At 70.9% G+C, this 21,954-nt stretch carries 20 protein-coding genes; 1 reads left to right on the forward strand and 19 read right to left on the reverse strand.

The genetic code is table 11. The annotated features are described in order from the left end of the window. Window positions 1–48: 48 nt before the first annotated feature. The 18 genes from der to AC0VYL_RS18320 form a co-directional block, all read right to left on the reverse strand. Window positions 49–1,485 (reverse strand): ribosome biogenesis GTPase Der, encoded by a 1,437-nt coding sequence (gene der, locus AC0VYL_RS18235; RefSeq protein WP_475483532.1) that lies wholly within the window; start codon window positions 1,483–1,485, stop codon window positions 49–51. A gap of 222 nt (window positions 1,486–1,707) precedes the next feature. Further along, complete coding sequence (gene cmk / locus AC0VYL_RS18240) at window positions 1,708–2,397, reverse strand: (d)CMP kinase (RefSeq protein ID WP_475480976.1); 690 nt, start codon at window positions 2,395–2,397, stop codon at window positions 1,708–1,710. 107 nt (window positions 2,398–2,504) lie between these two features. Then, entirely contained in the window at window positions 2,505–3,647 is a 1,143-nt protein-coding gene (locus AC0VYL_RS18245) for a prephenate dehydrogenase (protein WP_475480977.1), read from the reverse strand. Window positions 3,648–3,775: 128 nt separating this feature from the next. After that, complete coding sequence (gene aroH / locus AC0VYL_RS18250) at window positions 3,776–4,138, reverse strand: chorismate mutase (protein ID WP_475454367.1); 363 nt, start codon at window positions 4,136–4,138, stop codon at window positions 3,776–3,778. Between the two features lie 115 nt (window positions 4,139–4,253). Next, on the reverse strand, window positions 4,254–6,248 hold the full coding sequence (locus tag AC0VYL_RS18255; protein ID WP_475480978.1) for a pseudouridine synthase: 1,995 nt from the start codon (window positions 6,246–6,248) through the stop codon (window positions 4,254–4,256). Continuing rightward, on the reverse strand, window positions 6,235–6,825 hold the full coding sequence (scpB, locus tag AC0VYL_RS18260) for an SMC-Scp complex subunit ScpB (protein ID WP_475454371.1): 591 nt from the start codon (window positions 6,823–6,825) through the stop codon (window positions 6,235–6,237). Before scpB ends, AC0VYL_RS18255 begins: the two co-directional genes overlap by 14 nt. Further along, the gene (locus tag AC0VYL_RS18265; protein ID WP_475454373.1) at window positions 6,825–7,688 is read right to left on the reverse strand and encodes a segregation and condensation protein A; all 864 of its coding nucleotides are present in this window, start codon (window positions 7,686–7,688) and stop codon (window positions 6,825–6,827) included. The genes scpB and AC0VYL_RS18265 overlap by 1 nt, the downstream gene beginning before the upstream one ends. Before the next feature lie 124 nt (window positions 7,689–7,812). Continuing rightward, entirely contained in the window at window positions 7,813–8,214 is a 402-nt protein-coding gene (locus tag AC0VYL_RS18270) for a hypothetical protein (protein ID WP_475454375.1), read from the reverse strand. After that, the gene (locus AC0VYL_RS18275; RefSeq protein WP_475454377.1) at window positions 8,211–9,170 is read right to left on the reverse strand and encodes a ParA family protein; all 960 of its coding nucleotides are present in this window, start codon (window positions 9,168–9,170) and stop codon (window positions 8,211–8,213) included. The genes AC0VYL_RS18270 and AC0VYL_RS18275 overlap by 4 nt, the downstream gene beginning before the upstream one ends. 290 nt (window positions 9,171–9,460) lie before the next feature. Further along, window positions 9,461–10,480 (reverse strand): site-specific tyrosine recombinase XerD, encoded by a 1,020-nt coding sequence (locus AC0VYL_RS18280; protein ID WP_475483533.1) that lies wholly within the window; start codon window positions 10,478–10,480, stop codon window positions 9,461–9,463. A 22-nt stretch (window positions 10,481–10,502) separates the two neighbouring features. Next, window positions 10,503–11,171: an NUDIX domain-containing protein gene (locus AC0VYL_RS18285; RefSeq protein WP_475480979.1), complete on the reverse strand. Its 669-nt coding sequence runs from the start codon at window positions 11,169–11,171 to the stop codon at window positions 10,503–10,505. Between the two features lie 44 nt (window positions 11,172–11,215). Next, window positions 11,216–12,856, reverse strand: coding sequence for a CTP synthase (locus AC0VYL_RS18290; RefSeq protein ID WP_475454381.1), 1,641 nt, complete (start codon window positions 12,854–12,856; stop codon window positions 11,216–11,218). Between the two features lie 319 nt (window positions 12,857–13,175). Next, window positions 13,176–14,099 carry a hydroxymethylglutaryl-CoA lyase gene (locus AC0VYL_RS18295; RefSeq protein ID WP_475454383.1) on the reverse strand — a complete coding sequence of 308 codons (924 nt, stop codon included), beginning with the start codon at window positions 14,097–14,099 and terminating at the stop codon, window positions 13,176–13,178. 106 nt (window positions 14,100–14,205) lie between these two features. Further along, complete coding sequence (locus AC0VYL_RS18300) at window positions 14,206–15,201, reverse strand: GNAT family N-acetyltransferase (protein ID WP_475454385.1); 996 nt, start codon at window positions 15,199–15,201, stop codon at window positions 14,206–14,208. Between the two features lie 302 nt (window positions 15,202–15,503). Beyond that, window positions 15,504–15,953, reverse strand: coding sequence for a DUF3060 domain-containing protein (locus tag AC0VYL_RS18305; protein ID WP_475480980.1), 450 nt, complete (start codon window positions 15,951–15,953; stop codon window positions 15,504–15,506). Between the two features lie 204 nt (window positions 15,954–16,157). Then, complete coding sequence (uvrB, locus tag AC0VYL_RS18310; RefSeq protein WP_475454389.1) at window positions 16,158–18,251, reverse strand: excinuclease ABC subunit UvrB; 2,094 nt, start codon at window positions 18,249–18,251, stop codon at window positions 16,158–16,160. 242 nt (window positions 18,252–18,493) lie between these two features. Further along, window positions 18,494–19,096, reverse strand: a complete 603-nt coding sequence (gene coaE, locus AC0VYL_RS18315) for a dephospho-CoA kinase (protein ID WP_475480981.1) — start codon at window positions 19,094–19,096, stop codon at window positions 18,494–18,496. Between the two features lie 33 nt (window positions 19,097–19,129). Further along, on the reverse strand, window positions 19,130–19,627 hold the full coding sequence (locus AC0VYL_RS18320) for a GNAT family N-acetyltransferase (protein ID WP_475454393.1): 498 nt from the start codon (window positions 19,625–19,627) through the stop codon (window positions 19,130–19,132). Between the two features lie 73 nt (window positions 19,628–19,700). Between AC0VYL_RS18320 and AC0VYL_RS18325 the strand changes: the two genes are divergently transcribed. Then, the gene (locus AC0VYL_RS18325) at window positions 19,701–20,066 is read left to right on the forward strand and encodes an iron chaperone (protein ID WP_475454395.1); all 366 of its coding nucleotides are present in this window, start codon (window positions 19,701–19,703) and stop codon (window positions 20,064–20,066) included. Between the two features lie 82 nt (window positions 20,067–20,148). Here the strand turns inward: AC0VYL_RS18325 and rpsA are convergent, their stop codons facing one another. Beyond that, entirely contained in the window at window positions 20,149–21,648 is a 1,500-nt protein-coding gene (gene rpsA / locus AC0VYL_RS18330) for a 30S ribosomal protein S1 (RefSeq protein ID WP_475454397.1), read from the reverse strand. Between the last annotated feature and the right edge of the window lie 306 nt (window positions 21,649–21,954).

Here is a 21,954-nt window from a genome sequence, read left to right on the forward strand (position 1 = left end):
CGCCCCCTCATCGTGTTTTCTCGAACCCTGCGGTGGCCAGGGCCGCCGTCAGCGGCGACCGCCGCCGCGCGGCTTGCGGTCCGGACGCACACTGCCCTTGGAGGCGCGGCCCGGGGTCCCGTTCTTCTTCTCCCGGATACGCATACTGATGTGCACCGGGGTCCCCTCGAAACCGAAGTCCTCGCGCAGACGGCGCTCGATGAACCGGCGGTAGTTCTCCTCGAGGAAACCGGTCGTGAACAGGATGAAGTGCGGCGGACGCGCACCGGCCTGCGTCGCGAACAGGATCTTGGGCTGCTTGCCGCCGCGCACCGGCGGCGGGGTGGCCGCCACCAGCTCCTTGAGCCAGTTGTTGAGCTGACCCGTGGAGATGCGCTGGTTCCACCCGGCCAGGCTGGTCTCGATCGCCGGAACCAGACGCTCCATGTGGCGGCCGGTCATCGCGGAGATGTTCACCCGAGGGGCCCAGGAGACCCGCGCCAGCTGGCGGTCGATCTCCTTCTCCAGGTACGTGCGGCGCTCCTCGTCGAGGATGTCCCACTTGTTGAACGCCAGGACCAGACCGCGACCGGCCTCCACGACCTGTTCCACGACCCGGATGTCCTGCTCGGCCAGCGGCTCGCTGACGTCCATCAGCACCACGGCCACCTCGGCCCGCTCCAGAGCGGTGCCGGTGCGCATCGTCGCGTAGTAGTCGGCGCCCTGGAGCGCACGGAACCGGCGGCGGATGCCGGCGGTGTCGATGAACTTCCAGGTCTGGCCGCCCAGCTCGATCAGCTCGTCGACGGCGTCACGGGTGGTACCCGCGACCGAGTCCACGACCACGCGGTCCTCACCGGCGAGCCGGTTGAGCAGGCTGGACTTGCCCACGTTCGGGCGGCCCAGCAGGGCGATGCGGGACGGACCGTCCTCGTCGTCCTCGGCGTCGCCCACGGGGGTCTCGGGGAAGGCCTCCACGATGGCGTCCAGCATGTCGCCGGTACCGCGACCGTGCAGGGCGCTGATCGGGAACGGCTGGCCCACACCCAGGTTCCACAGGTCGAGCGCGTCGGCCTCCTGCTGCCCGCCGTCCACCTTGTTGGCGGCCAGCACCACGGGCTTCTTGGTGGCGCGCAGGACCCGCGTCACGGCGGCGTCGGCGTCGGTGATGCCCACGGTCGCGTCGACCACGAACAGGATGACGTCGGCGGTCTGCGCGGCGTACTCGGCCTGCCGGGCGACCATCGCGGCCAGCCCGCTGACGCTGGTCTCCCAGCCGCCGGTGTCCACCAGCGTGAAGCGGTGGTTCTGCCACTCGGCGTCGTAGGCCACCCGGTCACGGGTCACGCCCGGGACGTCCTCCACGACCGCCTCACGGCGGCCGATGATCCGGTTGACCAGGCTGGACTTGCCGACGTTGGGTCGGCCGACCACGGCGACGACGGGCAGCGCCGCCTCCTCGCCCTCGGGCCCCTCGCCCACGTCGGACACGTCGAACTCACTCATGTACTCGTACTCCCGGTTCCAGGTCCTCACGCGCCCAGGATGCGTGCCGCGAGGATGTCGAAGGATTCGACGCGATCGCCACGTGAATCACCCACGGGCGCCGCTGCGGGCGCCCGTGTCCTGCCACGGGGGGCAACCCCCGTGGATGTTCGTGTGTTCCCCCTGACGGGGGTGGTGTGGCCGGTCTCTCCCCGGCCTCCCGCCGTCTCCGGCGGGTCCGCGCTAGCTGTCGCGGGCCTCGTCGGCCAGCTTGACGACCAGGGCGACGACCTCGTCGAGGCTGAGGCCGGTGGTGTCGAGCTCGGTGGCGTCGGCGGTCTGCGTCAGCGGCGAGTGGGCCCGGCTGGAGTCGAGCTTGTCCCGGCGGGCCAGGTCGGCCTGGGTCGCCGCGACGTCGACGGTCCGGACCTCCTTGCTGCGCCGCTGCGCGCGCGCCTCGGCGCTGGCGGTCAGGAACAGCTTGACGGGAGCGTCGGGGGCGACGACCGTCGTGATGTCACGGCCCTCCACCACGATACCGGCGCTCTCCACGCGGGCGGTCTCGATGACCTCGCGCTGGGTCCGCACCAGCAGCTCACGGGCCTCGGGCACGGCCGAGACGGCGCTGACGCTGGTGGTGACCTCCTTGCCGCGGATCTCGGCGGCCACGTCACGACCGTCCACCGTCACGGAGGGGGCGGACGGGTCGGTGCCCATCGAGATGACCGGGCGCTCGACGTTGGCGGCCACCGCGGCGGCGTCCTCGACGTCCACGCCGTTGTCCAGCATCCACCAGGTCAGGGCCCGGTACATGGCTCCGGTGTCGAGGTAGCGCAGCTCCCGCGCCTTGGCGACACCCCTGGCCGTGCTCGACTTGCCCGACCCGGAGGGACCGTCGATGGCGATGACGATGCCCTTGCCCTGCGCACTCACTGCTGCTGACTCCCGAGATCACTGTGCCTGCGTCGGCGTCTGCTGTCGCCGACGCCTCAGCCTACCTTCGCGCCGACACGCCCGGCACCATGTGCCCGGGGGCGGGGTCACAGGCCGGGGTGCACCGACCAGCCGTCGGCCGACAGCTCGCCGGCCAACGTGTCCACGGCCTCCGGGAGCACGTACAGCTCGGCCACGCCCAGCGGCAGGCCGGGGCTGTGCTCGATCCGCACGTCCTCGATGTTCACACCGACGGTGGCGGCGGCCGCGAACAGGCGGCCCAGGGCACCGGGTGCGTCCGGGATGACCACGGGGATCACGGTGTACTCGGGGCGGCGGACGGTCCCGTGCTTGCCGGGGATCCGGGCCTGCCCCGAACGCCCGCGCGCCAACAGGTCGCGAACGGGTTCCAGGCCGTCCCGGGGCGTGGCTCCGTGCCCGGTACCGCTCCAGGACCGCAGGGCGTCGGCGGCGGCGGTCAGGTCCCGGGCGACCCCGTGCAGCACCTCCGCGACCGGACCCGCGTTGTGGGTGAGGATCTCCTCCCACATCGCCGGGTCCCCTCCGGCGATCCGCGTGACGTCGCGCACCCCCTGGCCCGCCAGGGTCAGCGCGTCCCCGTCACCGGAGAGCAGCCGGGCGGCCACCGCGGCGGCGGCCACGTGCGGGGTGTGCGAGACCAGGGCCACCGCGCGGTCGTGCGCGCGGGCGTCCAGCACCAGCGGGTCCGCGCCGCACATGCGGGCCAGACCGGCCACCGCCTCGACGGAACCGTGGTCGGCCTCCGGGGTGGGGCAGAGCGCCCAGGACCGGCCGAGGAACAGGTCGGCGCGGGCGGCACCGGGACCGTGCTTCTCACGGCCGCCCATGGGGTGGCCGGGCACGAAGGTCGCCATGTCGCAGCCGAGCCGCTCGGCGCCCTCCAGCACACTCGTCTTCACACTGGCCGCGTCGGTGTACACCTGGGCCAGTTTGCGCTGCTGGACGTCGCGCAGCACCTCCGGGACCACGGCGGGCGGAGCGGCGATCACCGCGACGTCCGCAGGGGAACCGTCCCCGGCCTCCGTCAGCGGACGCCCGGCGCCGAGGTCACAGGCCAGGCGGAGGGAGGCGGGGTCGGGGTCGCTGAGCGTGACGTCCACGTCGCGGGCGCGCAGGGCCAGGGCGATCGACGTTCCGATCAGTCCGGTCCCGACCACCGTGACCCGACGCGGCTCCGTCCGGCCCGTCCCGGCCGCTTCCTCGCCCACAGCACTCCCCCGAGTCACCGTGCCCACGCCTGTCGCGGGCACGGTCCCAGGGTACGACCTCCTGACCTGGCCTCCCGCCGTGATCGCGGCGAGGGGCCCGGACGGGCGGGCGATGACGCCGCGGTCGGCTACTGGGCGATGTCCAGGCGCAGTGCCTGGGCGCCGCGCAGGTAGACGTGCTGGACCTCGGCGCGCGGGAGGTCGGTCTCCACATGGGCCATCAGCCGCACCACGCGCGGCAGGGCGCCGGGGACGTCGATCTCGGACGCGCACATCAGCGGGACGTCCGTGAAACCGACACCCCGCGCCGCCAGCGCGGGGAACTCGCTGGTCAGATCCGGGGTGGCCGTGAACAGCACGCTGATCACGTCGTCGGTGGTGAGCCCGTTGCGCCGCATCACCTCGGAGACCAGTTCGGTCGTGGCCTCCAGCACCTGCTCGCGTTCGTCCGCGTCGACCTGCACCGCACCGCGAATGGCCCGTACCGCCACGTTCGATCCCGCTTTCGTCCTCGTCGGTGGTGCCGTCGCCCGGGGAAGACAGGAGACGGCGGCCGCTCCCCGAGTGGGGCGCGACCGCCGTCAACTGTATCGACAGACCTCCGGGTCAGAGACCGGCGGCCTTGTAGAGTTCGCCGACCTCACGCGAGCTGAGCGCGCGCATGGTGCCCAGACGCAGGGTGTTGAGGTCGATCGGACCGACCTGGGTGCGGGCCAGGTCCGCGACCGGGTGGCCCACCGCCTCCATGAGGCGACGCACGATGTGCTTGCGCCCCTCGTGCAGACGGATCTCCACCATGGCCTGGGTGTCGTCGTTGTCGACCACGCGGAAGGAGTCGACCTGGACCGGTCCGTCCTCCAGCTCCACACCCTTCTGGATCTCGCGCACCACGCGGTGCGGCACCGGGCCCGGCACCTTCGCGATGTAGGTCTTGACGACCTTGTAACGCGGGTGCGTGAGGCGGTTGGCCAGGTCACCGTCGTTGGTCAGCAGGATGAGACCCTCGGTCTCGGTGTCCAGCCGACCCACGTGGAAGATGCGCTCGTCGGTCTGGCCGGCGTAGTCGGCCAGGGTCGGGCGACCCTCCGGGTCCCACATGGTGCTGACCACGCCGCGCGGCTTGTTCAGCGCGAAGTACAGCTTGTCCGGGGCGGTGACCACGCGCATGCCGTCGACACGGATCTCCGAGGCCTCGGGGTCGACCCGGGCGCCGAAGCGCTTGACGATCTGGCCGTCGACGCTGACCCGACCGGCCGCGATCATCTCCTCGCTGGCCCGACGACTGGCGACACCGGCCGCGGCCAGCGCCTTCTGGAGCCGGATGCCGTCGGGGACGTCCGTGTAGGTGTCACGGGAGTCACCCTCGTGGCGGTCCTCGTCGCGCGGGTTGAAGTCCGCGCGCAGGGCCTGGAGACGCTCGCGCGCCGCCTTGGAGAGCTGGCTCTCGCTCTTGACGTCGCGGACGGGCTCGTGGTCGCGGCGGGCCGGACGCTGGTCCGGGTCACGGCGTGCCCGGTCGTCACGGCCCTGGGGACGGCCGCCGCGGTTGTCGTCACGGCGCTGGTAGCCGCCGCGCTTGTCGTCACGGCCCTGGAGGCGGCGCCCCTGGGCGTCGCGGCGGGGACGCTCCTCGCGGAAGCCGCCGCGTTTGTCGTCACGGGCGCCCTGGTAGCCACCGCGCCGGTCGTCACGGTTGCGATCGTCGCGGTTGCGGTCGTCGCGACGGGGACGGTCGTCCCGGTCGAAACGGCCGCCACGGCTGTCGCCACGGTTCTGGAAACCGCCGCGCCGGTCGTCACGGTTGCGGTCGTCACGGCGGGGGCGGTCGTCCCGACCCTGCGGACGGCCGCCACGGCTGTCGTCACGACGGTCGAAGGAACGGCCCCCACGGTCGTCGCGACCCTGGTACCCACCACGTCGGTCGTCGCGCCCCTGGTAACCACCACGGTTGTCGTCGCGGCCGCGCTCGTCACGCCGGGGGCGGTCGTCCCGACCCTGCGGACGGCCACCACGGCTGTCATCACGACGGTCGAAGGAGCGACCACCACGGTCGTCGCGACCCTGGTACCCACCACGTCGGTCGTCGCGCCCCTGGTAACCACCACGGCTGTCGTCACGGCGGGGACGGTCGTCCCGACCCTGCGGACGGCCACCACGGTTGTCGTCACGACGGTCGAAGGAACGGCCCCCACGGTCGTCGCGACCCTGGTAGCCACCGCGGCTGTCGTCACGGCGGTCGTAGGAGCGACCCCCGCGGTCGTCGCGGTTCTGGTTGCCGCCGCGCCGGTCGTCGCGGTCGAAGCGACCGCCACGGTTGTCGTCGCGACGGTCGTAGGAGCGACCACCACGGTCGTCGCGACCCTGGTAGCCGCCACGGCTGTCGTCACGGCGGGGACGGTCGTCCCGGCCCTGGTAGCCGCCACGGTTGTCATCACGACGGGGACGGTCGTCCCGGTCGTAGCGTCCGCCGCCACGGCGGTCGTTCCCGCCTCGGTCGTCGCGGGGGCCTCGGCCGCCGCGGTTGTCATAGTCGCCGCGCTCACCGCGCGGGGCGTGTCCGTCCCGCTCACCACGGGAACGTTCTCTGTTAGGTGTGCTCACCGGTGTCGTCAAGACCTTCGATGTCGTCGGGGAGGAACGGCGCCAGATCAGGCAGCTCGTCCAGGCCACGCAGGCCCAGCCGTTCCAGGAAATAGGAAGTGGTCCGATACAGCAGCGCACCGGACTCGGAATCGTGTCCGGCCTCTTCGATCAGGCCCCTCAGTACGAGGGTACGCATAACCCCGTCGCAGTTGACCCCGCGTACGGCGGAGACCCTGCCACGTGAGACCGGCTGGCGGTAGGCGACGACGGCCATCGTCTCCAGTGCGGCCTGCGTGAGCCGCACCTCCTGCCCCTCCCTGAGGAAGTGCTCGACGATGTCGGCGCACTCGGGGCGCGTGTACACACGCCACCCCTCGGCCACCGCCCGTAGGTCGAAACCACGCCCCTGTTCGGTGTATTCCCGGGAGAGCTCCTCCAGGGTGCGGGTCACCAGCTCCAACGGTACGTCCATGGCACGGGCCAGGTCGTACTCGGACACCGGCTGGTCGACCACCATCAGCACCGCCTCCAGGTCGCGGCGCAGGCCCGGGGGTGCGGAGAGGTCCTCCGCCTCGGCGGTGTGCTCTGCGGTCATCACTGCTCCCCCGGTGTCGTCTCGGCGGTCGGTGCCGCGTCGTCGTAGTCGGACTCCAGCTCGACGTCCTCGTCGCCGCCGGTCCAGGTCACGGTCAGCTCCCCCAGCGGAACGGGCTGGTCGAAGCCCACGTTCGCGGCCCGGTAGAGCTCCAGCAGGGCCAGGAACCGGGCGACGACCTCGAAGGTACCGTCGCACTCGGCCGTCAGCTGGGCGAACGTCAGCTGGCCGTGCTCACGGAGTTCGGCCACCATCAGCTCACCCTGCTCCTTGACGGAGGTCTTGGTGAGGTGGATGTGGGTGACCGAGACGCTCGGCGGCTCCCTCGGCGTGAACACCAGCCCCGCCAGGGCCGCGAACTCCTCCGGGCCGAGCCTGAACAGCACGTCCGGGCGCATCCCCGCGAACCGTTCCTCCAGCGGCACCGCCCGCGCGTACCTGCGGCCCTGCGTGGCCAGGCGTTCGCGCATGAAGGAGGCGACCTCCTTGTAGGCACGGTACTGGAGCAGCCGGGCGAACAGCAGGTCGCGCGCCTCCAGCAGCGCCAGGTCCGCCTCGTCCTCCACGTCGCCGCGCGGCAGCAGACGTGCGGCCTTGAGGTCGAGCAGGGTGGCCGCGACCAGCAGGAAGTTGCTGGCCTGGTCCAGGTCCCAGTCGTCGCCGAACCTGCGGATGTGCGCGATGAACTCGTCGGTGACCTTCGACAGCGACACCTCGGTGATGTCCAGCTTGTGCTTGGAGATCAGCCCGAGGAGCAGGTCGAAGGGGCCCTCGAAGTTGTCCAGGTGCACCTGGAAGGCGTTCTCGTCGACCTCGTCGGCGCCCTCCGCCCCCGGCGGCGCGCCCTCCTGGTCAGTCACCATGACGGGTCCACGTCTTCTCGCTCATGACACAAGGGTGTCACCGGCTGGGACCAGCCGGTGACACCCTCAACCTCCCGGTCCCCGGATTCTCCGTCCGCTCCCCCGGCGGTCGGCCCCGGAGACGTCAGTCCTCGGTCAGCCGGCGTACCAGCATGCTGCTGGAACCGTGCTCCTCGAAGTCGGCGAGCAGCACGGCGACGGCCTCGCGCACGAGGCGGCCGCGGTCGGCCGACAACCCGTGCTCCGCGCGCAGCGAGAGCCGGGTCTGCTCCAGGGCCAGCAGCTCCGGCCCGGAGACGTAGACGGTGATCTTCTCGTCGTGGCGTTGGCGCCCGCTCGGCTTCGGAGCGCGGCGTACCTTGCTCCGCCCCCTGCCGTTCGACTTTCGCGCGGGCCGCTCCGACGAGGCCTCGGTGGTGCTCTGTCGATCCTGTTCCGGTACCTGGTACTGGCGTTCGGTCTCGACCGGTTCCTCTTCGGGACCGGAGGGGCGGAAGAACAGCTCGTCCGCCCCGGGTAGCGTCACACGTCGTGACCGCTGAGAGGCCACCTCGCCAGCACCTCCTTGGCCAGCGACCGGTAGGCGTTGGCCCCGGCCGAGGACGAGTCGAACCTGGTGATGGGCTCGCCCGCCACGGTGGCGTCCGGGAAGCGCACGGTGCGGTTGATGACCGTGCCGTACACCTTGTCGCCGAAGCCGTCCACGATCGTGGACAGCACCTCGCGGGCGTGCAGGGTGCGCGGGTCGTACATGGTGCCGAGGAAGCCGTCGATGACGAGGTCCTCGTTCAGGCGCTCCTGCACCTTCTGGATGGTGTCCATCAGCAGGGCCACACCGCGCAGCGCGAAGAACTCGCACTCCAGCGGCACGATGACCCCGTCCGCCGCGGTCAGCGCGTTGACGGTCAGCAGGCCCAGCGACGGCTGGCAGTCGATGAGGATGACGTCGTAGTCGTTGATGACCGGGCGCAGCGCGCGTCCCAGCATCTGCTCACGGGCCACCTCCCCGACCAGCTGCACCTCGGCTGCCGACAGGTCGATGTTGCTCGGAATGAGGTCCAGACCGTCGATGTCCGTCTTGAGCAGGACGTCCTCGACCGTCACGTCACGCTGCATGAGCAGGTTGTAGACGGTCAGGTCCAGCTCGCGCGGGTCCAGTCGGCCCAGGCCGACCGACAGCGCGCCCTGCGGGTCGAAGTCGACCAGCAGTACCCGCCTGCCGAACTCCGCGATGGCGGCACCGAGGTTGATGGTGGTGGTGGTCTTACCGACCCCACCCTTCTGGTTACAGAGTGCTACAATCCGTGCCGGACCGTGTTCGTCGAGCGGTGCTGGCTCCGGATATGTACGCACGGGTCTCTTGGTGTGCAGATCCGCCCCCGTGTTGCGTGTCGTCCCCCACGGGTTGCTCACCGGATCGGCGAAGCCCTCCTCGCCGACGGGTGCGGTGTTCGCCGCCTCGCCGTTCTCCGACCAGTTCACAACCCTTGACCTCCCCTACGGACCGGCCACGGCCCGATGGGACTCTTGACGTCTCCCACGACTGGCCGCCGTCGGAAACTCAATATGTCGACAGCAACGTACCTCTGTGCGGCGACTCTAGAACGACGACACGGCGCACTTCAACATGATCCGACCAGGATTCCCCACCCTCTGCAACCGGGAGGAACCGCACGCTCGTACCCATTTCTCTCGTAGGAGAAGGGTACACACGACACACGTCGGACTCGTCCCGAACGCCTGCGGCCTCGCCCGCGAGCGGCGCCCGCGCCTCACCCCCGGCCCCCCGGTTCCGGCCCGCGCCGCGCCCTCGGGTGGCTGGAGGCGTACACCTCACGCAGCCGCTCCACGGTCACCAGGGTGTACACCTGCGTGGTGGTGACCGAACTGTGCCCCAGCAGCTCCTGCACCACACGGATGTCCGCGCCGCCGTCGATCAGGTGGGTCGCGAAGGAGTGCCTCAGGGTGTGCGGCGACACACCCTCGACCCCGGCCCGCTCCGCCACCGCCGACAGCAGCACCCAGCCGCCCTGCCGGGTCAGCCGACCACCCCGCGTGTTCAGGAACAGCGCCGGGCCGCCCCGACCGGAAGCGGCCAGAACCGGCCGCACCAGCGTCAGGTAACCGGCCAGGGCACGGCGCGCGTACGAACCCAGCGGCACCAGGCGTTCCTTCCCGCCCTTGCCCCGGAACCGCACGAGGCCGACCGACCCGTTCGCGTCCACCGCCTCCGCGACGTCGTCCACGTCCAGACCCACCGCCTCCGACACCCGCGCCCCCGTGCCGTACAGGACCTCCAACAGGGCGCGGTCACGCTGGGCCAGGAGGTCGGCCCGCGCGTCGGAGGCCGGAGCCGCCACCGGACCGGCCGCGTCCAGCAACCGTTCCACCTGGTCCAGGGGCACGGCCTTGGGCAGGCGCATGGGCGGCGACGGCGGCGCGACCTCGACGGCCGGGTCGGTGCCCGCCCACCCCTCACGCACCGCGAACCGGTGCAGCCCCCGCACGGCGGCCAGCGTCCGCCCGGCGGAGGAGGCGCTCAACGGGGCGTGGGCGTCGTCGCCGTCGCGCAGGGCCGCCAGGAACGCGCCGACGTGCCCGGGGGTCGCCCCGGCGAGGTCGGTGACACCCTGTCCGTCCAGGTACTCGACGTAGCGCCACAGGTCACGGCGGTAGGCCAGCAGGGTGTTGTCGGCCAGGGCCCGCTCGGCGCTCAGGTGGTCCAGGAAGGCGGCGCGGACCCGGCCCAGGGGGCCCTCGTCGAGCTCGGACCGGCCCGGTCCCTCCTCCACTGCGTCCGTTCCCACCCGCGGCTCAGTCGTCCGAGGCCGCGGGCAGGGAGGCGAACCCGTCCTGGGACGCGGTGTGGGCGGCGAGGATCCCGATGACCGTCGCCCCGTTGTGCAGTCGGCCCTCCATCACGCCGCGCACCGCCTCCGGCAGCGGCAGCCACGCGCTGGCCAGGTCGGTCTCCTCGTGTTCGCGCACGAAGTCGATCTCCTCCTCCGGCACCTCGGTGAGGTCGCGGGCGAGGAAGACGTGGATGCGCTCGTTGGAGAAACCCGTGCTGGGGTAGAAGTCGGGGAGTCTGTGCCAGGTGGCGGCGCGCAGCGAGGCCTCCTCCACCAGCTCACGGCGGGCGGTGGCCAGCGGCCCCTCACCGTCACCGTCGATCAGACCGGCGGGCAGTTCCCAGAGCGTGTGCAGGGTGGGGTGCCGGTACTGGCGTTGCAGGAGCACCCGCCCCCGGTCGTCGAGGGCGACGATCGCGGAGGCGCCCGGGTGGTCCATGTAGTCGCGGGCCGCCACCGTCCGGCCCTGGCCGTGGGCGCCGGGCATCTCCACCCAGTCCGTGCGCATCGAGCACTTGGCGCCCCGGTACCGCTCCTCGGACCGCTCCACCGGCCACGACTCGGGGGCGTCCGCCACCTTCGCGAACGCCCCCGTCGTCTCGTCCTCGACCGGGCGGGTGTGGTTGGCCATGCGGCCCCTCTCAGGCTCGGGCCCCACCCGCCTGGTCGTCGCCGCTAGGAGACCTTGTGCTCCAGCGAGGCGGAGATCAGGCCCCGGAAGAGCGGGTTCGCGTTGGTCGGGCGGGAGCGCAGCTCCGGGTGCGCCTGCGTCGCGATGAAGAACGGGTGCACGTCCCGGGGCAGTTCCACGTACTCCACCAGCTTGCCATCCGGGGAGAGGCCGGAGAACACCAGACCCGCCTCCTCCAGCTTGGGCCGGTAGGCGTTGTTGACCTCGAACCGGTGGCGGTGGCGCTCGGAGACCTGCTCGGCGCCGTCGTACAGGTCGCGGGCCAGGGTGCCCTCGCCCAGGTCCGCCGGGTACAGGCCCAGCCGCATGGTGCCGCCCATGTCGCGGTCGCCCGCGACGACGTCCTCCTGGTCGGCCATGGTCGCGATGACCGGGTCGATCGCCTTGTCGTCGAACTCCAGGCTGTTGGCGCCCTCGAGGCCGAGCACGTTGCGCGCGTACTCGATGACCATGCCCTGGAGACCCAGGCAGATGCCGAGCAGCGGCACGCCCTTCTCACGGGCGTAGCGGATCGCGCCGAGCTTGCCCTCGATGCCGCGCACGCCGAAGCCGCCCGGGATGAGGATGCCGTCCGCGCCGTCGAGCTCGGCGGCCGCGCCGGAGGGGCTGGCGCAGTTGTCGCTGGCCACCCAACGGATGTTCACCCGCGTGTCGGTGGCGAACCCGCCGGCGCGCAGGGCCTCACTGACCGAGAGGTAGGCGTCGGGCAGGTCGATGTACTTGCCGACCATGGCGATGGTGACCTCGTGGTCGGGCTGGTGCACGCGGCGCAGCAGCTCGTCCCACTCGGTCCAGTCGACGTCGCGGAAGGGCATGCCGAGACGGCGGACGACGTAGGCGTCCAGGCCCTCGCGGTGCAGGACCTTGGGGATGTCGTAGATGGAGGGGGCGTCGGGGGTGGAGACCACGCCCGCCTCGTCCACGTCGCACATGAGGCTGATCTTGGACTTCAGGCTCTGCGTGATGGGCCGGTCGGAGCGGCACACGATGGCGTCGGGCTGGATGCCGATGCTGCGCAGGGCGGCGACCGAGTGCTGGGTGGGCTTGGTCTTCATCTCGCCGGACGGGCCGAGGAAGGGGATGAGGGAGACGTGCAGGAAGAAGCAGTTCTCCCGGCCGATCTCGTGCCGGATCTGGCGGACGGCCTCGAGGAAGGGCTGCGACTCGATGTCGCCGACGGTGCCGCCGATCTCGGTGATGACGATGTCGACGTCGGGCGCGTCCATCGCGTAGATGCGCGACTTGATCTCGTTGGTGATGTGCGGGATGACCTGCACGGTGTCACCGAGGTAGGCGCCCTGGCGCTCCTTGGCGATGACGCTGGAGTAGATCTGCCCGGTGGTGACGTTGGCCGAGGCGGAGAGCTCGACGTCGAGGAAGCGCTCGTAGTGGCCGACGTCCAGGTCGGTCTCGGCGCCGTCGTCGGTCACGAAGACCTCACCGTGCTGGAACGGGTTCATCGTTCCGGGATCGACGTTGAGGTAGGGGTCCAGCTTCTGCATGGTGACCCGAAGCCCACGCGACTTCAGGAGTCGTCCCAGGCTGGAGGCGGTCAGGCCCTTGCCAAGACTGGAGGCGACGCCGCCAGTAACGAAAAGGTGCTTGGTACTCGCGGCGAATGCCAAAGTGTTGCTCCCGTGGTTTGAGTGGCTACGGCTGGCTCGGGCGAGCTGGGCGGCCGTGCGGCGGTCCGGATCCGAGCGGCGGCGATGCCGTTCCAGCGCGTCGGACTCCACGGGGCACCAGAATAACAGGCCCCTCGTTCGCCCACACCTGGGAACGTCCACTCGACCCCCGGTGTTCCCCATCCCCACCTGCACGGTTGCCGCGAACCCCTGGTGGCAGGGGACTCCGGCGCGGCCCGTCGCCCGCCGGGTGGCGAAGGCAACACCGCCGCGCACCCGACAGGCGGGACTCGGACACGGGCGGACGACGGGGCCGCGGTCAGGCGGGGAAGCCCCCCGCGCGCCCGAGGTAGGCGGGCGGCCGCTTACCGAGCCGCTCCCCCATCCAGTCACCCAGCGCGGCCGCTCCGGACAGGCTCACCCCGGTGCGCAGGCCGCTGCGGTGCAGCATGTACAGCAGGTCCTCGGTGCCGATGTTGCCCGTGGCGGCGGGGGCGAACGGGCACCCGCCGAAGCCGCCCAGGCTGGAGTCCAGGACCCGGACCCCCTCCTCCACCGCGGCCAGGGCGTTCGCGTAACCGGTGTTGCGGGTGTTGTGGAAATGACAGCGCAGGGTCCGCCCGCCCGCCACCTCGGCGGTGCGGCGCAGCAGGTCGCGCACCTGGGCGGGGACGCCCACGCCGATCGTGTCTGCCAGCGCGATCTCCACGGCCCCGGTGTCCGCGATCCGGCGGACCACCTCCACCACCCGCTCCGGCGCGACCTCTCCGTCGAAGGGGCACCCGAAGGCAGTGGAGACCGTGACACTCAACGGCACCCCCGTGCCCTCCAGCGCCCGGTCCATCTCCACCAGGGAGTCCAGCATCGCGTCGACGGTGCTGCCCTGGTTGCGGGTGCTGAACCCGTCCGTGGCCGGAACCGCCACGTTGACCTCGGACACCCCGGCCTCCAACGCCCGGTCCAGGCCGCGCCGGTTGAGCGCCAGACCGATGAAGGACACCCCGGGCACCCGTGTGACCCCGGCCATGACCTCCTCGGCCCCGGCCATCTGCGGCACCCGCCTGGGATGGACGAAGCTGACCGCCTCGATCCGCCGTACCCCGGCGGCCACGGCCCGGTCGATCAGCTCCACCCGGTCCTCGACCGACAGCACGGTGGACTCGTTCTGGAGGCCGTCACGCGGCCCCACCTCCACGATCTCCACGTGCTCGGCACCCTCGGGTCCGCGGTCGTCCGCGCTCATCGGCTCCACCTCTCCACGCCACACTGCGCTTGCGCGCCCAGGCTAGCCAGCCCGCGAGGTGAACTCCGTCACCGGGGCGGCGGTCGTTCGGAGGCGCGTCCCCGGGTCAGCGCAGGGCGAGAGCGGGACGGACCTCCCAGGTCGTCCACACCGGGCGGTAGCCCATCCGGTGCCAGAACGGCCCGGAGAGCGGGTTCATGGCGGCGTAGTTGAGCACCGACACCCCCACACCGTGGCTGTCCAGCGCCTGGTGCGCCTGGCTCACCAGGGCGGTGCCGATCCCGCGGCCGCGCTCGGCGGCCGAGACCACCCCGTACCCGATGTGCGCGATCGGGCGCGCCCGCACCAGGGACTTCGCCCAGCGGGAGCGTTCGGGCGGCGACACCCACAGCAGCCCCACGGCCCGGCCCCGGCGCTCGGCCAACCAGATCCACGAACGCGAACGGTTGAGCGCCCGCGCCGCGACCTTGCGGGTCTGCTCGGCGGTGTCGGGCTGGAGGAACACCCCGCCGAAGTGCTGCTCGTAGCGGTGCTCCTCCATGAGCAGACCCACCACCTGGGTCAGGTCGCTGATGTCGGCCAGCCGGATGGCGACGTCGCGCGGGGGCAGCGAGGGCGGCACGCCACGGCGGCGCTGGCGGGCGGCGAGCACGGTGTAGGGCTGGAGGCCGTGGCGTTGCAGCGGGATGATCCCGGCGACGTCGCGCGCGGGCCAGCTCACCAGGGCGGCCGACTCCGAGCCGGTGCCCGTGGGCAGGTCCTCGATCTGGTCGCGCCAGCTGGTCAGCAGGGAGTCCAGGGCGCGGGCGGGTTCGGGTCCGCCGACGATGGGGGTGAGCCAGTGCTGGTCGGGCACGCCCCAGATGCGGCCCACCTCGCCCGGCTGGTACCAGGTGTAGTGCATGCTGCCCGCGGCGACGGTGCGGCCGTCCTCGTCGCTGACGGTCAGCAGGGGGTAGGAGTTGGCCGCGAACCCCACGGGTTCGGGCAGCAGGGGGTCCGACTCCGCCCAGCGCTGGGCAGCGGAGTGCACCAGCGGATCGAGTCCGATGTCGCCGCCAGGCGACTCATCATGCCGCACCCGAGCGACATAACCACTCACCCGCCCCACCCCTCCATTCGTCAAGAGCGTGCCCCGACCGGACTGACGGGTGCGGTCGTGTCTCGGCACCCGCAGGGGGCACCGGAACGTCGTCCGAACCACCGACGTGTCGGGACAGGATCGACCGTACCTCCTCGAAGCGGTACGGGTGAACGGAAGCCGGAGAACACGGGCCCTTCCGTCTCCGGTCGCCGCCACCGGCAGAGGCCTCGGGCACGCTGACACGGTGTGCGCGAACGGGCACCACGGTAACGGACGGGGGTTCGCGCCGCGAGGGCGGGGAGGCCCTCCACCTCGGGGTCCTACTCGGACTCGGGGCTGGCGGTGCCGCCCTCGCTGACGGTGGTGTTGCGCCCGTGGTTGATCACCTCGGGGTCCCCGGAAGCGAAGGAGACCTGGTTGTCCACGCCCACGAGGACGATCTTCTCGGCGGTGCCCACCTCGACGACGGAGTTGCGCCCGGTGGCGCGGACCAGTCCGCAGTCGCCGTCCAGTATCACGACGGCGTCGTCGGCCTTGACCACGACCTCGCGGTTGGCGCAGTCCTCGTGCACCTCGACGCCGTCGTCGACCACCACGATCACCTCGTCGTTGGAGACGCCGTCCACCGGCTCCTCCTCCGGCCCCTGCCCGAGGTCGGGGGTGGGCGCGATCTCCTCCGGGTCCTCACCGCCCCGGTTGATCCCGCACCCGGCCACCAGGAGACCCGTCAGCACCGCGGCACCCGCGACGCCCAGAACCCGACTGACCATGAACTCCCCCACACCCGAAAAAGGCAAAAGCAACATTCGACTTACGCAAAGCACAAGAATATGTCACGTGAAGGTAACTATGCGACCCAACCGTACTGGGATCGTGCCCGATTCGAGACGGGAACCGTGCTCACCGTGGGGATTCCGCGCTCGGAACCCCCACACCACGGGGCCTGAACGGCACCCTACCGGCACCCGCCGGGGTCACTTCAACCCGGCCGCGTCCATCCCCCGGAGCTCCCGCTTCAGCTCACCGATCTCGTCCCGCAGCCGGGCCGCGAGCTCGAACTGGAGGTCGGTCGCCGCCTGGTGCATCTGCGTGCTCAACTGGTCGATCAGCCCGGCCAGCTCCGCGCGCGGCATGTTCGCCACGTCCGCGCGCTCGCCCAGCGCGGGCACCGGGGCCCTGGACGTCTGGGCGCCCTGGCGGTAACCGGTCGACATGAGCTCCTCGGTGTCCACGTCCTCGCGGTTCAGGGTGTCCAGGATGTCCGCGATCTGCTTGCGCAGCGGCGTCGGGTCGATCCCGTGCTCCGCGTTGTACGCCAGCTGCTTGTCCCGGCGCCGCGTGGTCTCGTCGATCGCCGCCCGCATGGAGTCCGTGACGTTGTCCGCGTACATGTGCACCTGGCCGTCCACGTTGCGCGCCGCGCGGCCGATCGTCTGGATCAGCGAGGTCTCCGAACGCAGGAAGCCCTCCTTGTCCGCGTCCAGGATCGCCACCAACGACACCTCCGGCAGGTCCAGGCCCTCACGCAGCAGGTTGATGCCGACCAGGACGTCGAACTCACCCACCCGCAGCTCACGCAGGAGCTCCACCCGGCGCAGCGTGTCCACCTCGCTGTGCAGGTACCGCACCCGGATGCCCAGCTCCGCGAAGTAGTCCGTGAGGTCCTCGGCCATCTTCTTGGTCAGCGTGGTCACCAGGACCCGCTCGGAGCGCTCCGCCCGCTCGCGGATCTCGTGCACCAGGTCGTCGATCTGCCCGTCGGTCGGCTTGACCACCACCTGGGGGTCGACCAGCCCGGTCGGGCGGATGACCTGCTCGACCACGTCCCCGCCGGACTGGCGCAGCTCGTACTTGCCCGGCGTGGCCGACAGGTAGACCGACTGCCCGATCCGCTTCGTGAACTCCTCCCACTTCAGCGGCCGGTTGTCCATGGCCGACGGCAGCCGGAAGCCGTGGTCGACCAGGGTGCGCTTGCGCGCCGCGTCGCCCTCGTACATGGCGCCGATCTGCGGGACCGTCACGTGCGACTCGTCCAGGACCAGGAGGAAGTCCTCGGGGAAGTAGTCCAGCAGCGTGTTGGGGGCGCTGCCCGGGTCACGGCCGTCGAAGTGCCGCGAGTAGTTCTCGATCCCCGAGCAGGTGCCGAGCTGGCGCATCATCTCCAGGTCGTGGGTGGTGCGCATCCGCAGCCGCTGTGCCTCCAGCAGCTTGCCCTGGCCCTCCAGCTCGGCCAGCCGCTCGCCCAGCTCCGCCTCGATCGTGCCGATCGCCCGTTCGGTGCGCTCCTCACCGGCCACGTAGTGGGAGGCCGGGAAGATGAACATCTCCTCGCTCTCCCCCAGCACCTCGCCGGTCAGGGGGTGCAGCGTGAGCAGCCGCTCGATCTCGTCACCGAACATCTCGATGCGGATCGCCAGCTCCTCGTAGACCGGGATGATCTCGATGGTGTCCCCGCGCACCCGGAACGTCCCCCGCGTGAACGCCACGTCGTTGCGCGTGTACTGCATCTCCACCAGTCGGCGCAGCAGGTCGTCGCGGTCGACCTCCATGCCGACCGCGAGCTGGGCCATGCGGTCCACGTACTCCTGCGGGGTGCCCAGACCGTAGATGCACGACACGGACGCCACCACGATCGTGTCCCGCCGGGTGAGCAGGGAGTTGGTCGCGGAGTGCCGCAGCCGCTCCACCTCGTCGTTGATCGAGGAGTCCTTCTCGATGTAGGTGTCGCTCTGCGGGACGTAGGCCTCGGGCTGGTAGTAGTCGTAGTAGGAGACGAAGTACTCGACGGCGTTGTTCGGCAGCATCTGCCGCAGCTCGTTGGCGAACTGCGCCGCCAGGGTCTTGTTGGGCTGCATCACCAGCGTGGGGCGCTGGAGCTGTTCCACCGTCCACGCCACGGTGGCCGTCTTGCCCGTACCGGTCGCGCCCAGCAGCACCGTGTGCTGGTCGCCCTCCCGCACCCTCTTGGTGATCTGCTCGATCGCCCGGGGCTGGTCCCCCGCCGGGGTCATCTCCGAGACGACCTCGAAGGGTGCCTCGCTGCGCTTGATGTCACTGACCGGTCGCACTTGCCCTCTTCTCCCCTACGAACGTCGGGCCGCTCCCTCGCCCACGTGTCCCTACCCCCAACGCTACAGACCGCCCACGACATCCCGGCGTCCCGGAAAGCTCCCCAACGGGCCCAGGCCGGATCGTCGTCACCGGTGCGTACACGGTCCGCCACACGCTTCCGCGGGGCGCTTCGTGGACACCCAGGGCCCCGGAGAGGGCACGGAGCACCGCCGAGGGGTGGTGCGGGGTCGCGGGGTTCCTAGGCGGCGCGCTCCAGGAGTTCGCCCCACAGCTCCGCCACACGGGCGTCGAGGTCCTCACGGGTTCCGGAGTTGTCCACCACCAGGTCGGCGGCGGCGAGGCGGGTCGCCCGGTCGGCCTGGGCGGCGATCCGGGCCCGCACCTGCTCGGGGGGCATGCCCCGGCCCCGTGAGACCCGCTCGACCCGGAGGTCGTCGGGGGTGTCCACCACGACCACCACGTCGTAGAGGGACTCCAGCCCGTTCTCCACCAGGAGGGGCACGTCGTAGACCACCACCCTGGCGCCGGAGGCCTCGGCCTCCGCCATCAGCCGTCCGCTGCGCTCGGCCACCCGGGGGTGGACGATGGCGTTGAGGCTGGCCAGGCGGGCCTCGTCAGCGAAGACGATCTCGCCCAGCGCGGGCCGGTCCAGGCTTCCGTCGGCGGCGAGCACCCGCTCTCCGAACGCGGTCACCACCTCGGCCAGCCCCGGCGTCCCGGGCGCGACCACCTCACGGGCGATGGCGTCGGCGTCGATCACCACGGCGCCGTAGGAGGACAGCGCGGACGCGACCGCGCTCTTGCCCGAACCGATACCGCCGGTGAGGCCCACTTTCAGCATGGGCCACACCCTAGGGGGCGCGGCCGGGAGGCGTCACGCCGACCCCGCCCCCACCCGGTCCAGTTCCTTGCGCATGTGCACCATCACCAGGTGCTCCGCGACCCGCTCACGGTGGGTCTCCGCGTACCCGAGGGTGCGGTACAGGCGCTGGTTCTTCGGGCTCTGCGCCCCCGTGAACAGGGTGAGCGCCGTCAGTTCGGGCCTGCGCTCGCGCAGGTCGTCCTCGACCCGGACCAGCAGCGCCCCGGCGATCCCCCTCCGACGCATGTCCGGTGCGACCACCAGACGGCCCACCACCCCGGTGGTCTCGGTGATCCCGGCCCGGACCGCCCCGACCAGCCGGTGCCCGACCACGGCCTTGAGCACCACGGCGTCGGCGTCGGAGAGCAGCTTCTCGATCCGGGTCAGCCCCTCGGTGAGCGGCAGGATGAACGGGTCCCCGTAGGCCTGGGCCTCGTCCACGTAGGCGGCACGTTGCAGGGTGAAGATCTCACCGGCGTCGTCGGGGGTGGCCGGGTGGATGTCGAACACGTCGCCTCCTCAACTGGTCCCCGCCCGCGGCGGGTACCAGGCAACCCTAGCCCCCGGTACGTAGCCTTGACCCATGGTGAGCAGCAACGCAGTCGATGTGGACGCCTATCTGGCGGAACTTCCCGAACCCGACCGGGCCGTGCTGAGCCGCCTCCGGGACCTGTGCCGGGCCGAGCTCCCGGGGTTCGAGGAGGTGATGGCGTACGGGATGCCCGGCTACCGCAGGGACGGGGTCCTGGAGGTGGGTTTCGCCCGCCAGAAGCGGTACGTCTCCGTCTACCTGATGCGCGAGGACGTCACCGCCGCCCTCGCCGACCGGCTCGCGGGCCAGGACATGGGCAAGGGGTGCCTGCGCTTCCGCAACCCCGGGGCGGTCGACCTCGACCTGGTGCGTGACCTGCTGCGGGCCACCGCCGCCACCCGCGGTCCGGCCCGCTGACACGAGGAAGGGCCGCCCCCACCTGGGTGGGGACGGCCCTTCGCTAAACCGTCACTCGGGCCGGAGCCCGGCGAGGAGACCCTCAGGCCTCGCCGCCCGCGAGCTTCTCGCGGAGGGCGGCCAGAGCCTCGTCAGAGGCGAGCGCGCCGCTGGTGGAGTCCGAGCTGGACGACGAACCGCCGGCGCTCTGCGCACCACCGGTGTAGTCCTCCTCGTCCTCCTCCGGAGCAGGGGCGTTGGCGGCGTCGGCCTCGGCCGCACGCGCCTCCTCGACCTGCTTGCGGTGAGCCTCGAAGCGGGCCTGCGCCTCGGCGTAGCTGCGCTCCCACTCGTCGCGCTGGGCCTCGAAGCCCTCGAGCCACTCGCCGCTGTCCGCGTCGAAGCCCTCGGGGTACTTGTAGTTGCCCTGCTCGTCGTAGTCGGCGGCCATGCCGTACAGGGTGGGGTCGAAGTCCACCTGGTCGGGCGAGACGCTCTCGTTGGCCTGCTTCAGCGAGAGGCTGATGCGACGGCGGTCGAGGTCGATGTCGATGATCTTGACGAAGATCTCGGTGCCGACCTGGACGACCTGCTCCGGCACCTCGACGTGGCGCTCGGCCAGCTCGGAGATGTGGACCAGGCCCTCGATGCCCTCCTCGACGCGCACGAACGCACCGAACGGGACGAGCTTGGTGACCTTGCCGGGAACGACCTGACCGATCTGGTGGGTCCGGGCGAACTGCTGCCACGGGTCTTCCTGGGTCGCCTTGAGCGACAGGGAGACGCGCTCGCGCTCCATGTCCACGTCGAGAACCTCGACGGTGACCTCCTGGCCGACCTCGACAACCTCGCTCGGGTGGTCGATGTGCTTCCAGGACAGCTCGGAGACGTGCACCAGGCCGTCGACGCCACCCAGGTCCACGAAGGCACCGAAGTTGACGATCGAGGAGACGACGCCCTTGCGGATCTGACCCTTCTGGAGGGTGTTGAGGAACGTCTGACGGACCTCGGACTGGGTCTGCTCCAGCCAGGCGCGACGGGACAGGACCACGTTGTTGCGGTTCTTGTCCAGCTCGATGATCTTCGCCTCGAGCTCGCGGCCGACGTAGGGCTGAAGGTCGCGGACGCGACGCATCTCGACCAGGGACGCCGGAAGGAAGCCGCGGAGGCCGATGTCGAGGATGAGACCACCCTTGACGACCTCGATGACGGTGCCGGTGACGACGCCGTCCTCTTCCTTGATCTTCTCGATCGTGCCCCAGGCCCGCTCGTACTGAGCGCGCTTCTTGGACAGGATCAGACGGCCTTCCTTGTCCTCCTTCTGGAGAACGAGGGCTTCGACCTGGTCGCCGACGGCAACGACCTCACCGGGGTCGACGTCGTGCTTGATCGACAGTTCCCGAGAGGGGATGACACCCTCGGTCTTGTAGCCGATGTCGAGCAAGACCTCGTCTCGATCGACCTTCACGATGGTGCCCTCGACGATGTCACCGTCGTTGAAGTACTTGATGGTCTCGTCGATCGCCGCGAGGAAGGCTTCCTCGGACCCGATGTCGTTGACCGCTACCTGGGGTGTCGAGGTGGCCTCGGTGCTGCTCGTCATTTGTGGGTGGACTCCGGATACGGACAGGAACAGGAAATGGGCACGCCGCAGGTTCGAGCCCGTCGATCCGCAGTCCAGAAGTAAGAAGCGAAGGTCACATGTACGGAACGAGCCGTCCGTGACCGCCAGCCGCCGGTCCAGAGTGGAGACCGAAGCGGTGCAACCCTCCTGCCCCCTACCGGAGACAGCGGACGCCCGCACGAACCCACAACGCTGACGCCAGAATATGAGACGAGAGCGCGCAGGTCAATCGGAATCCGGGGAGAGGGCACCGTACAAGGCTGTCGTGGCCGCAATTTACCCGAG

The sequence above is a fragment of the Nocardiopsis sp. iso_238 genome, from assembly GCF_056173325.1.

Excerpts from the sequence above, each read along its gene's own strand:
- rpsA (WP_475454397.1), bottom strand. The coding sequence starts at position 21,648 with ATGACGAGCAGCACCGAGGCCACCTCGACACCCCAGGTAGCGGTCAAC.
- coaE (WP_475480981.1), bottom strand. The coding sequence starts at position 19,096 with ATGCTGAAAGTGGGCCTCACCGGCGGTATCGGTTCGGGCAAGAGCGCG.
- der (WP_475483532.1), bottom strand. The coding sequence starts at position 1,485 with ATGAGTGAGTTCGACGTGTCCGACGTGGGCGAGGGGCCCGAGGGCGAG.
- AC0VYL_RS18285 (WP_475480979.1), bottom strand. The coding sequence starts at position 11,171 with ATGGCCAACCACACCCGCCCGGTCGAGGACGAGACGACGGGGGCGTTC.
- scpB (WP_475454371.1), bottom strand. The coding sequence starts at position 6,825 with ATGACCGCAGAGCACACCGCCGAGGCGGAGGACCTCTCCGCACCCCCG.
- AC0VYL_RS18325 (WP_475454395.1), top strand. The coding sequence starts at position 19,701 with ATGGTGAGCAGCAACGCAGTCGATGTGGACGCCTATCTGGCGGAACTT.
- AC0VYL_RS18295 (WP_475454383.1), bottom strand. The coding sequence starts at position 14,099 with ATGAGCGCGGACGACCGCGGACCCGAGGGTGCCGAGCACGTGGAGATC.
- AC0VYL_RS18265 (WP_475454373.1), bottom strand. The coding sequence starts at position 7,688 with ATGGTGACTGACCAGGAGGGCGCGCCGCCGGGGGCGGAGGGCGCCGAC.
- AC0VYL_RS18305 (WP_475480980.1), bottom strand. The coding sequence starts at position 15,953 with ATGGTCAGTCGGGTTCTGGGCGTCGCGGGTGCCGCGGTGCTGACGGGT.